Genomic DNA, 12,408 nt, shown 5'->3' with positions numbered 1-12,408 from the left:
ATTTTTGTGCTTTATAAAGATTGGATAAAAAGATGGTTTCTCTTTATTTTTTTTATACCTTTTTTAGTAATTGTAAACTATTTAGTAGATCCTTATGAAATATATATGAATGATTTTTTTAATTTAGAAAAAACAAAACAAGCTAAAAAAATTAGATTATCAAAAATTGAACATATAAAAATTATTAAACCAAAAGTTTTAGTAATGGGAACTTCTAGAGTCGAAAATGGATTTGATCCAAAACATAAATATTTTGAAGACAGTGGCTATAATTTTGGATTATCAGGTGCTTCAATGTATGAAATATCTAAAAGTTTTGAATTCATTGTAAATCAAATTCAACCCAAAAAAGTTTTGCTTGTTCTTGATTGGATTATGTTTAATTCATATAATCAAGTTAGAGTAAAAGATTTTAATGAATATTTTAATAAAGATTTTAATAAATATAAATATTTAATATCTTCTGATATGACAGGAGAGAGCTTTGTTACTATTTTAGATAATTTTAAAAATAAAAAAAGTAGTTATTTAGATAATGGACAGCTAAAACATGATTCAAAAGCAAATGATATATTAAAACATGGTGGACAAAAGAATGTAATGATCAAGGAAGAAGCTTTTTACTATAAAAAGTACACTGTTCAGAATAATTATGGGGATACTAAAAGAGATGCTTTCCTTGATTTTGAAGATTTACTTAATTTTGCATTTTCAAAGGATATTCAATTGGAAATAATATTTGGTCCTTCTCATATTAGACAATGGGAAGCATTTTCTTATTATCATGATTACAATTTACTTTTAAATTGGAAAAAGAAGGTTGTATTAACTGTAGATAGGCTTTCTCATAAATATAATAAAAAATCTTTTAATATTGTTGATTTTAGTATTTATAACAAATATACATCTGAAAAAATACCTTCTAAAAAAGAGGAATTAATGAAATATTATTGGGAAGGAAGTCATTATAGAAATAGTTTAGGCCAGTTGGTTCTAGATTTTCTTTATGGAGATATTTATGATAAGGAGTTGGGAGTAGTGTTAACAAAAAAAAATATAGATGAACATTTAAAAAAGTTGCTTTTAGATAGGAAAAAGTATATAGATAGTAAAGAGTATAAGTTTAAAATTAATGGTTATTTAAAATTATTAAAGTAGAGAGAAGAAGTAGATGTTGTTTAATAGCTATGAATTTATATTTGTATTTTTGCCAATAGTATTTTTTGTATATTTCTACCTAAATAGTAAAAGATTAACTGTAGGAGCAAAAGGGTTTTTAGTATTTGCAAGCTTGTTTTTTTATTCTTGGTGGAATGTAGTATACCTGCCATTAATCTTAAGTAGTATGCTCTTTAACTATGTAATAGGTAATAGTTTAGCATTTGATAATAAAAGAGGTATTAATAAAGGTTTTTCTAAAAATACAATCCTAACCTTTGGAATAGTTTGTAACCTGGCACTTCTTGGATACTTTAAATATGCAGATTTTTTTATATTAAATTTAAACCTTGTAACAGATATACAAGTAGAACCACTAAATCTACTTCTTCCTTTGGCTATTTCATTTTTTACCTTCCAACAAATAGCATATTTAGTTGATAGCTATAGAGATGAGACAAAGGAGTATGATTTTTTGAATTATGCACTGTTTGTAACTTTTTTCCCTCAATTAATTGCAGGTCCAATAGTTCATCATAAAGAGATGATGCCACAGTTTGCATCTAAATGGAATTTAGTTAAAAATTATAGAAATATAGCTCTTGGACTTTTTATATTTTCATTGGGACTTTTTAAAAAAGTAGTAATAGCAGATACCTTTGCAGAATGGGCAACTAATGGATTTGATAGGGCAGTAACATTAAACCTAGTAGAAGCCTGGGCAACATCTTTGTCTTATACCTTTCAATTGTACTTTGACTTTAGTGGATATACAGATATGGCAATAGGAATAGCACTGTTGTTTAATATAAAACTTCCTATAAACTTTAATAGCCCATATAAAGCATTAGATATACAAGACTTCTGGAGAAGATGGCATATAACACTTTCAAGATTCCTAAGAGATTATATCTATATTCCATTAGGAGGGAATAGAAAAGGAAACTTTAGAACCTATGTAAATCTTATGGCAACATTTGTAATAGGTGGATTGTGGCATGGAGCAGGGTGGACATTTGTATTCTGGGGATTTTTGCATGGAGTTGCATTGTGTATACATAGAGTTTGGCAAAGTATAGGGTTTAGACTTCCAAAAGTAATAGCATGGTTCATAACCTTCAACTTTGTAAATATAGCCTGGATATTTTTTAGAGCAAAAGAGTGGGATGATGCGGTTAAAGTATTATCTTCTATGTTCTCTCTTGATAATGTAAATTTTTATACATATAAAATTAGTTCATTACTTGTCTCAATAAATGGTAATGACAAGACATTAGGGTTAAGTGTTTTTGCATTTATTTTAGTCTTATATTTTAATAATAGTATGTACTATTATAATAATAATTTTGATAAAAATAGAAAAAGTAGTCTTTTGACATCTTTTTTATTATCTTATGCTGTAATTGAAGTGCATAGAGTATCTGTATTTCTGTATTTCAATTTTTAGGGGGGTATTATGAGTAATAAAAAATATATTTATAATAGTTTAATTATTTCATCTTTTATTGTTGCATTTGTATTGGGATTTAATTTTGTTGTTGACCCTTATGGAGTTTTTAATAATAAACCTATTAAAGGTTTTAATGATGTTAAAAATCACACGATAAGTGAAAAGATGACAAAGTTTTATCAAGCTAAAAATAGTGATTTTGATATTTTATTAATTGGTACTTCTAGAATGGAACATATTAATCCCAAATATATTGAAAAATATATTAATGGTAAAGCATATAATCTTGGACTGCAGGGATCTGGAATATCAACACAATATACAAATATAAAATATTTTATAAAAAATAAAAATATACATTTTATAGTATTAGGTTTAGATTTTTTTTCATTTAGTCCAGAGAATATAGATAATTATAAAAAATTAGAAAAAACTAGATATACAGATTATTATTTAAAAGATTATATGGATTCACTTTTTAGTATTCAAACATTAAGAAGATCATTTAAAACTATATTAGAAAGTTCAGAAGGAATGATTCAACAAGTAAATTCAAGAGGCTGGGATACAGAGTATTATAATATGAAAAAATATACAGAAAAAGGGGAACCTTGGTTAGAAAAAAGAGTTAATAATCCTATCAAATTAAGTGTTGCAAATTATAATAGTGAAAGATTTAGAAATCCAAAATTTTTAAAAGAAGGCCTTGAAATTTTAGATAAAATCGTTAAATTATGTAAAGAAAATAATATTAAGCTTTATATGTTTACCTCTCCTTTATATAAAAATGTATATGATGTAATAGAAGAAAATGGGTGTAAAGATAGTTATGATTATTGGAAAAAGAGTTTAAGAAAATATAAAAATATTTATGATTTTAGCTATAAAAATAGTATTACTCTCAATTATAGAAATTATGTAGATCCTTCCCACTATCAATCACATGTAGGTGATTTAATACTAAAAAGAATTTTTAGACCAGAGAGTAGTGATTTACCGGAAGATTTTGGAGTTTTATTAGATTAAATTTTGAAATTTTTCTAATATATTTTTTATCTCATCAAACTGTTTTTTACTATCAAATATCTCTTTTGCTCTATTCTTTCCATTTTGAGCAAGGGTTTTTCTAAGTTCTTCATCTTTTTGGATTAATAATAGTTTTTCAAAAAGGTCATTCTCTTTTTCATCATCAAATAAAAGACCACTTCTATTATCTTCAATTATCTCAAGTGGTCCTCCTTTATTATTTCCTAAAACACAGATTCCACATTTCATAGCTTCAATTAAAACTAAACCAAAAGTCTCTTTTTTTGTAGCTAAAACTAAACAATTAGAAATCTGCATTAATTCAGAGGCATTATTTACAAAACCAGTAAAAATATCCTCTTTGTATATATTTTTAAGCTTTTCTAAATAGTTTTCATCCATAGTATGACCTATAACAAGAGTTTTTGCATTTATACCTTTTTCTCTTAGGTTTTTTACTGCTTCTAAAACTAAATGTTGCCCCTTTGGTATCTCTATTCTTCCTACAATTGAGACTAGAAATTCATCTTTTATATTATATTTTTCTTTTAGCTCATTTTTTTTCTCTTGGCTTATCTCTTGAAAATCTTTTGCACCAATATAACTTTCAAATATTTTCGGTCTAACTTCAAGGGGAATAAACTCTTCAAGCTGTTTTTTTACAAGTTTTGTTACAGCAATTATGGCATCAAGGTTTTTATATAAAAATTTATGATAAAAATCATCTTTAAACCTTGTCATATGCATATGTCTAGTTTGAATTATTTTTGGTTTCCTTTTAGAAAAAAGTTTTGCCAAAACGGCAATAGGCAAATCTTTAGTCCAATGAAGATGAATAATATCTATCTCATTTTTATCTATTATTTTTGCCAAGTTTAAAAAGGCTCTTTTTTTTAGTTTTAAGTATGAGATTTTATTTTTATCAAAATAAGAATCAAGTCTAGAATTTTTTCCTATAACGGCCATTGCCTTTAATTCAATGGTCAAATCTTTCATATAAAGTTCAAGTCCACCTAAATCTGGAGACAAACATATTTCTAATATTTTTTTATCCAAGGAATAAGACACCTTTTGTTATAATATATGTTTAATATTTTATCAAAAAGTTTATTATTTTATTGTAAGAAGTGAGTTAGATGAGTTATAGATATATTATAAATATTGGTTGTGAGAAGTTTAAAGAGTTTACTTTAAATATTAAAAATATTTTTAGTGAGAACCAACAAACCATTCACAAAGCTAGAAATGAGCTTAAAATATTTAATTTTGAGCAAGAAGAGTTAGTTGTAAAATCTTTTAAAAAACCAAATCTTTTAAATAGACTTATCTATTCATACTTTAGAAGTTCAAAGGCAAAAAAGTCTTATGATAACTCTATAATAATTGGTGATTTTACACCAAAACCAGTCTCATATATTGAGTATTTCTCTTATGGTTTGATTGAACAAAGCTATTTTATAAGTCAAAGATTTGATTATGACTTTACAATTAGAGAACCTCTTATAAAACCAGATTTTGAAAATAAAGAGGAGATTTTTAAAGCTTTTGCAAATTTTAGTTTCAAACTTCATGATAGAGGTATTTTCCATAAAGATTTTTCTCCTGGAAATATTCTTGTAAAAGTTTTAGAAAATGGTTATGAGTTTAAAATAGTTGATATAAACAGAATGAAGTTTATGCCATTATCTCTAGAAAAAAGATTAAAAAACTTTTCAAAACTATGGGCAAAAAATGAAGATATGAAGATAATCGCACAAGAGTATGCAAAACTTATGAATGAAGATGAAGAGAAGTGTATTGATTTGGCAATTAGATTTTCCCAAAAACATAAAGATAGAATCAATATGAAAAAGAGATTAAGAGGAATAGAAGTTGTTGATTAATTTGATGTATCATCACGCAAATAGTGATAGATGTAGCAATGAATTAGAGATTTTAAAAGAGCATATCAAATATATAAGTGAAAATTTTAAAACAGTTTTCCCAACAGAGGAAAAACTTAGTGGCAAAAATGCTTGTTTGGTTTTTGATGATGCATATGTCGACTTTTATTATCTGATTTTTCCTATTTTAAAAGAGTTTAAGATAAAAGCACTTTTGGCAGTTCCTACAAAGTATATTTTGGATTCATCTCAAAATGATAAAAATCTTAGAATGAGCTTTGAGCATAATGATGAGTTTAAAAACTATGAAAAAGGAACTTTTTGCACTTTTAGTGAGATGAAAGAGATGATTAACAGTGGTTTGGTTCAAATTGTTTCCCATTCCCATTCTCATACAAATTTATTAGAAGAGAGCATAAATTTAGATGAAGAGTTAGTTTTGTCAAAGAAAATATTAGAAGAGAAGTTAAACATTTGTGTTGAAACCTTTGTTTACCCTTTTGGAAAATATAATGAAGAGATTGCAAAAAGAACCCATGAAATATATAAATACTCTTTTAGAATAGGAAATGCAATTCACAAAGATTTTTCTGGGATAAAGGGGATAAACTACAGAGTTGATGCAGATGGTTTAAGTAAACCAGATGAAATATTTAAATTTACAAAGCTTTTAAAATACAGATTTAAAGCTTTTTTAAAATCATTTTAGGAAAATTATGAATATTAGTGCAGTAGTTTTAGCAAAAAACAGTGAAAATACCTTAGAAAAAACACTTGAAGCCTTAAAGGGTTTTGATGATGTTGTTGTTTATGATAATGGTTCAATAGATAATACAGTTCAAATTGCTCGAAAATATTCAAATGTAAATTTGATTGAGGGTGAGTTTAGAGGTTTTGGCTGGACAAAAAATAGGGCTTCAAGTTTTGCAAAAAATGATTGGATTTTGATAATTGATAGTGATGAAGTTGTTGATTCAAAACTTTTTGAAACTCTAAAAAACAAAAAACTTGATGATAATACAGTCTATAAACTAAACTTTAAGGCGTTTTATAAAGATATTCAAGTTAAATATTGTGGTTGGAATAATCAAAAAATAAAAAGACTATATAATAAAAAATTTACAAAATACAATAGTAATGATGTGCACGAAGATATAATAACTGATGGCTTTAAAATAGAGGAATTAGAAGGAAATGTGGAACACTACAGTTATCAATCAATTTCACAATTTGTTATAAAAGCTGATTACTATTCATCTTTATATGCAAAAAATAATGTAGGAAAGAAAAAATCTTCACCCACAAAAGCATTTTTTAATGCAATGTACTCATTTTTTAGAACATACTTTTTAAAAAAAGGTTTTTTAGATGGTTATGTTGGACTTATTATTGCCTATTCACACATGGTAACAAACTTTTACAAATATATAAAACTATACGAAGCAAACAAAGAGTTAGAGAATGAATCTATTAATAACTAGACATGATAAAATAGGGGATTTTGTGGTGACACTTCCCCTTTTTAAGGCTATAAAAGAGCAATATCCTGAGGTTAAAATAACAGCACTTGTATCAAAAATAAATTTCCAGTTTGCAAAATCTTTAGAGTTTATTGATGATGTGATTTTATTTGATAAAGAGGATCTTTTAAAAACTAAACAAGAGATAAAAACTAAAAAATTTGATGCAAGTATCTCTTGTTTTATTGACACAGCTTTGGGAAAACTCCTCTTTTTAAGTGGTATAAAAAAAAGAGTTGCTCCTGCAACTAAGGTTGCTCAACTTTTTTTTAACAAAAGAGTAAAGCAAAGAAGAAGCAGAGTTGAAAAAAAAGAGTGGGAATACAATTTGGATTTGGGTCTTGCTCTTTTTTCTGAACTAAAACTTGAATTTACAAGACCTTTGATTGATTTTGGTGTGAAAAAAGAGAAAAGAGTAGTTTTCCATCCTGGTTTTGGTGGAAGTAGTGATGGAAATCTAACTTTAGATGATTATATAAATCTTGCAAGAGTAGTAAGTCAAAGCTCATATAAAGTTGTTTTTACTTTTGGACCAGATGATACTTTTTCAAAAGAGTTTATAGAAAAAAACATAGATTTTAAAGCAGAACTAATAGATTCAAAAATGTCTTTAATAGATTTTACAAAATATATTAGTGAAGCTTCACTTTTTGTTAGTACTTCAACGGGTCCTATGCACCTTGCAGGATTAACTAATACAAAAACTCTCTCGTTTTTTGGTGATACTTTATTTGCAAGTTCAAAAAGATGGGGAACTATAAGTGAGGAATCAAATCAAAACAATTTTATGATACCAAAAAATTACAATAGAGAGATTTATGAGAAGATTGAAAAAAGATTAAAAGAGATAGTTAATGAATAAAGCTCCATTTTTTTGGGACTCTTTTTCTGATCAACCTGAAGTTATAAAAGATAAAACCTATAAAAAAGCAATGAGAAAAAGGTATTTCTTTGATTATCTAAAGATGTTTTTTACTTCACTTTTTATTCTTCCTTTATCAATTGTTTTAATGAAGTTTTTTCAAGCAAAAAAGAATGAAATCAAAGATATTTATGGTCTTGGTGTAAATTTGGATAAAGGTGATTTGCAACAAAGCTTAATTGAAGAGCTTGGTGTTAAAAATCTTCTCATACGAATCCCTTTATGGGATGTGAAAAATATTGATTCTTATGTGAAGTTTGCAAAGAGTTTTAATGAGTTTTCTAAAAAAGAGATTTTACTTAATATTATGCAAGATAGAGAAAATATTGAGGATTTAAGACTTTTTAAACAAAATCTTCAAATAATCTTTAAAAAGTTTGAAAATATTTCCCAAGAGTATCAAATAGGAACTACAATAAATAGAGCAAAATGGGGTTTTTTTAGTGTACAAGAGTATTTGAACTTTTACAAAGTAGCTCAAGATTTAAGAGATGAAGAGTTTAAAGAGTATAAACTTTTAGGTCCTAGTGTTATAGATTTTGAGTATTATCATACAATAAGAGCTCTATTTAATTTTGAAGATATAAAGTTTGACAAAGTAAGTTCCCTTTTGTATGTGGATAGAAGGGGAAAACCAACAAATACACAATATGGATTTTTTGATACAAAAAATAAAATAGATTTGCTTTACACTCTTTGTAAACTCTCAAATAAATGTGGTGATGATATATATATTACAGAGGTAAACTGGCCTTTGTCAAACACAGCTCCCTATGCTCCAACCAGTGAAAAAGAGTGTATTTCTTGTGAAGATTACACAAAATATATTAGAGACTATTTTGAAATAGCAAAAAAAAGTAAAAAGATAAAAAAAGTCTATTGGCATCAACTGATTGCTCCTGGGTATGGATTAGTTGATAATAGGGATTCAAAAATAGTAAAATACCCGCAATTTTATGCTTTTAAAGAGATGGTAAAAAATGGTTAAAACGATATTTATAGAGATACCTACTTGGTTAGGCGATGCTATTATGGCAACTCCTGCAATTGAAAATATTATAAAAACATATCCTAAGGCAAAGATTACTCTTCTTGGCTCTTACGTCTCAACAAAAGCTTTTGAAGGCTTTCCAAATATTCAAAGAGTAATTATTGATGAGACAAAAAAGAGTGGAAATAGATATCTAAATCTAATAAAACAAGCAAGAAGCATTGGAAAAGTGGATTTGGCAATCTCTTTTAGAAGAAGCTTCTCTTCAAAGTTTATGATGCTTTTTGTAAAGGCAAAAAAGAAGTTTAATTATAGAAGATTAACAAAAAAAGAGATACATCTAGTTTTAAGATACAATGATTTTGTAAATAAAGTTTTAAATCTAAACAATAGTGCAGGGGGCTTAAAACTTTACTTTGAACCTTTCTCATATACTAAACCAACGCTAGGAATAAATCCAGGAGCAACATATGGAAGTGCAAAAAGATGGTATCCTGGGGAGTTTGCAAAAGTTGCAACAAAACTATCAAAAGATTATGATATTGTTATTTTTGGTGGACCAGGAGAAGTTGAGATTGCAAAAGATATTGAAAATATCTTAATTGAAAATGGTGTTAAAAACTATCAAAATCTAGCAGGAAAAACTTCAATAAAAGAGTTAATAGAGAAGATTGCTGGACTTTCTCTTTTTATCACAAATGATAGTGGACCTATGCATGTGGCTGCTGCATATCAAGTTAAGACGGTGGCTATTTTTGGACCAACAAAATTTACTGAAACAAATCAATGGAACAACAAAAACGGTATTATAGTAACTAAAAATTTGGATTGTGCACCATGTATGAAAAGAAAGTGTCCTTTAGGACATCATAACTGCATGAAGTTAATTACTGCTTCTGATGTATTAGAAGCAATAGAGGAAAACTTCTCATAATTTAGAGTTTTATCAAAATTTCAATATAATATCACCCATTTATGTAAACTAATTCAAAAGAGTATTTATGAAATATAACAATATAGATTTTAATGAAAAAAATATTTTAATAACTGGAGCCGCAGGTTTTATTGGCTCAAGTCTCTGTTTTTACTTTCAAGAGAACTATCCAAAAGCAAATGTTGTAGCTCTTGATATATTTAGAAGTGGAGAGACCTTTTCAAATGGGAATTTAAAAAGTTTTGGACACTTTAAAAACCTTTTAGGGTTTAAAGGACAAGTAATAAGTGGAGATATAAATGATAAAGAGCTTTTAAAAGATTTGGAAAACTCTTTTAAATTTGATTATATTTTCCATCAAGCAGCTATCTCTGACACAACAGTTCAAGAGCAAAATGTGATGATTCAAACAAATGTAAATGCCTATGAGGATTTATTAAAACTTGCAATCAAACACAATGCAAATATGATTTATGCAAGTTCAGCAGCAACCTATGGGGATAGTGACAGATTTGAAATTGGTTTTGAACAACCAAATAATGCTTATGGTTTTTCAAAAGTTATGATGGATAATATTACCTATAAATACATAGAACAAGGGGTAAATATCTCTATTGTTGGATTAAAATATTTTAATGTTTATGGTCCAAGGGAGTTTTTCAAAAATAAAACTGCTTCTATGGTAGTGCAGTTTGGACATCAAATCTTAAGAGGTGATACTCCAAAGCTATTTGAGGGAAGTGATAAAATTTTAAGAGATTTTATCTATATTGAAGATGTAATTCAAGCAAATATTAAAGCTTGTTCTCCTAAAAAGAGTGGTGTTTATAATGTAGGAACTGGAAATGCTAGAAGCTTTGAAGACATTGTAAATATTCTGCAAAAAGAACTTAATATTGACAATGGAAAAGAGTATATTCCAAACCCTTATGTGGGAGCTTATCAATTCTTTACCCAAGCAAATATTGATTCAACTAAAGAAAATTTAGATTATGAACCAAGATTCTCAATGGAAGAGGGAATAAAAGCTTATATTCCTGAGATTAAAAGATTGTTTGATACAGAAGTTAAAAAAGGGTAAGCGTTGAGAAATATTCAAGAGTTAGCACAACAAAAAGAGTCAAAAATCCTAGTAATAGGTGATTTGATGATAGATGAATATCTATGGGGAGATTGTGAAAGAATCTCTCCTGAAGCTCCCGTTCAAATAGTTGATATTAAAAAAGAGAGTACACTATTAGGTGGAGCTGGAAATGTTATTAGCAATCTAGTTGCTTTTGGAGTAGATGTTGGAGTTTTATCTGTAGTTGGAGATGATGAAGTTGGTCTTTTAGTAAAAAATATGATTTCAAAACAAGGAGCAAAAGCTTTTTTAGTTGAACAAAAGGGAAGAAAAACTTCAAGAAAAACTAGACTTATGGCTTCAAATTCTCAAGTTGTAAGATATGACAAAGAGAGTAAAAATGATATCTCTCCAATTAGTGTAAAAGCTTTATTTGAGAGATTTCAAGAGAAAATAAATCATTATGATGTGGTTCTTATTTCAGATTATAACAAAGGTGTTTTAACAAAAGAACTTTTAAATAAAGTTATCTCTTACTCTAATCAAATTGGAAAAAAAGTTCTTGTGGACCCTAAAGGAAATGATTTTAGTAAATATAGTGGAGCTTATCTTTTAACTCCAAATAAAAAAGAGGCAGAACTTGCAACTGGATTTAAAATTCAAAGTGATTTAGATCTAAAAGAGGCTTTGGCTAAACTACAAAAAACTGCAAATCTTGGAGTCTCTGTTATAACTTTGAGTGAGAATGGAATTGCAATTTTAGATAAAGATGAAGTTACAATCAAACCAACTGTTGCAAGGGAAGTTTATGATGTAACAGGAGCTGGAGATACGGTTTTAGCTTCACTTGGTTTTGCTTTATCTTTAGGATGTGATATTTTTAAAGCAACAGAGTTTGCAAATTTAGCTGCTGGAGTTGTTGTTGGAAAAATAGGAAGTGCGACAGCAAGTTTAGATGAAATAGAAGATTACCAAGCAACTCTTCATAAAAGTTCAATTGAACTTCATATAAAATCTTTTGTGCAGATTGAAAAAACAGTAAAGAGATTAAGAAATCAAGGCAAAAGTGTAGTTTTTACAAATGGTTGTTTTGATATTTTGCATAAAGGTCATGTAAGTTACTTAAACACAGCAAAATCTTTTGGTGATATATTAATTTTAGGTCTTAACTCTGATAAAAGTGTAAAAAGGTTAAAAGGGAAAAATAGACCAATAAATACTCAAGATGATAGGGCATATATTTTATCAGCTTTAGAGTGTGTTGATTATGTTGTTATTTTTGATGAAGATACTCCTTATGAACTTATAAAACTTGTACAACCTGATGTTTTGGTTAAAGGTGCAGATTATGAAGGCAAAGAGGTTGTTGGTTCAGATATAGCAAAGCAGACTAAACTTGTAACTTTTGTAGATGGAAAAAGTACAACAAAAACAATAGAAAAAATAAAAAAGGCAAAATAA

Annotated in this window: 12 protein-coding genes; 11 read left to right on the top strand and 1 reads right to left on the bottom strand. The window is 27.5% G+C overall.

Annotated features, from left to right (window positions below):
- The first annotated feature begins 6 nt into the window (after window positions 1-6).
- The 3 genes from AEBR_RS10415 to AEBR_RS10405 are packed head-to-tail and all read left to right on the top strand — an operon-like array spanning window position 7 to window position 3,634.
- Window positions 7-1,158 (top strand): hypothetical protein, encoded by a 1,152-nt coding sequence (locus tag AEBR_RS10415; RefSeq protein ID WP_129086319.1) that lies wholly within the window; start codon window positions 7-9, stop codon window positions 1,156-1,158.
- A 13-nt stretch (window positions 1,159-1,171) separates the two neighbouring features.
- Complete coding sequence (locus tag AEBR_RS10410) at window positions 1,172-2,605, top strand: MBOAT family O-acyltransferase (RefSeq protein ID WP_129086320.1); 1,434 nt, start codon at window positions 1,172-1,174, stop codon at window positions 2,603-2,605.
- Between the two features lie 9 nt (window positions 2,606-2,614).
- On the top strand, window positions 2,615-3,634 hold the full coding sequence (locus tag AEBR_RS10405; RefSeq protein WP_129086321.1) for a hypothetical protein: 1,020 nt from the start codon (window positions 2,615-2,617) through the stop codon (window positions 3,632-3,634).
- On the opposite strand, the gene AEBR_RS10400 is transcribed toward AEBR_RS10405, so the two are convergent.
- The gene (locus tag AEBR_RS10400; RefSeq protein ID WP_228712139.1) at window positions 3,626-4,690 is read right to left on the bottom strand and encodes a glycosyltransferase family 4 protein; all 1,065 of its coding nucleotides are present in this window, start codon (window positions 4,688-4,690) and stop codon (window positions 3,626-3,628) included. The genes AEBR_RS10405 and AEBR_RS10400 overlap by 9 nt on opposite strands.
- Window positions 4,691-4,770: 80 nt before the next feature.
- Here AEBR_RS10400 and AEBR_RS10395 point away from each other — a divergent pair, with 80 nt between their 5' ends.
- The 8 genes from AEBR_RS10395 (at window position 4,771) to rfaE1 (ending at window position 12,408) form a co-directional block, all read left to right on the top strand.
- Complete coding sequence (locus tag AEBR_RS10395) at window positions 4,771-5,517, top strand: lipopolysaccharide kinase InaA family protein (protein ID WP_129086322.1); 747 nt, start codon at window positions 4,771-4,773, stop codon at window positions 5,515-5,517.
- Entirely contained in the window at window positions 5,507-6,226 is a 720-nt protein-coding gene (locus AEBR_RS10390) for a polysaccharide deacetylase family protein (RefSeq protein WP_228712140.1), read from the top strand. Before AEBR_RS10395 ends, AEBR_RS10390 begins: the two co-directional genes overlap by 11 nt.
- Window positions 6,227-6,233: 7 nt before the next feature.
- On the top strand, window positions 6,234-6,998 hold the full coding sequence (locus AEBR_RS10385) for a glycosyltransferase family 2 protein (RefSeq protein ID WP_129086323.1): 765 nt from the start codon (window positions 6,234-6,236) through the stop codon (window positions 6,996-6,998).
- On the top strand, window positions 6,979-7,899 hold the full coding sequence (locus AEBR_RS10380; RefSeq protein WP_129086324.1) for a glycosyltransferase family 9 protein: 921 nt from the start codon (window positions 6,979-6,981) through the stop codon (window positions 7,897-7,899). Before AEBR_RS10385 ends, AEBR_RS10380 begins: the two co-directional genes overlap by 20 nt.
- On the top strand, window positions 7,892-8,947 hold the full coding sequence (locus AEBR_RS10375) for a hypothetical protein (protein ID WP_129086325.1): 1,056 nt from the start codon (window positions 7,892-7,894) through the stop codon (window positions 8,945-8,947). The genes AEBR_RS10380 and AEBR_RS10375 overlap by 8 nt, the downstream gene beginning before the upstream one ends.
- Entirely contained in the window at window positions 8,940-9,884 is a 945-nt protein-coding gene (gene waaF / locus AEBR_RS10370; protein WP_129086326.1) for a lipopolysaccharide heptosyltransferase II, read from the top strand. The genes AEBR_RS10375 and waaF overlap by 8 nt, the downstream gene beginning before the upstream one ends.
- A 67-nt stretch (window positions 9,885-9,951) precedes the next feature.
- Window positions 9,952-10,965, top strand: a complete 1,014-nt coding sequence (gene rfaD / locus AEBR_RS10365; RefSeq protein ID WP_129086327.1) for an ADP-glyceromanno-heptose 6-epimerase — start codon at window positions 9,952-9,954, stop codon at window positions 10,963-10,965.
- Between the two features lie 3 nt (window positions 10,966-10,968).
- Window positions 10,969-12,408 (top strand): D-glycero-beta-D-manno-heptose-7-phosphate kinase, encoded by a 1,440-nt coding sequence (rfaE1, locus tag AEBR_RS10360; protein WP_420370927.1) that lies wholly within the window; start codon window positions 10,969-10,971, stop codon window positions 12,406-12,408.

The organism is Halarcobacter ebronensis (assembly GCF_013201825.1).
GTDB classification, from domain to species: Bacteria; Campylobacterota; Campylobacteria; order Campylobacterales; family Arcobacteraceae; genus Halarcobacter; species Halarcobacter ebronensis.
Note: the sequence above shows the minus strand (reverse complement) of the source record. Positions and strands in the feature narration are given on the sequence as shown.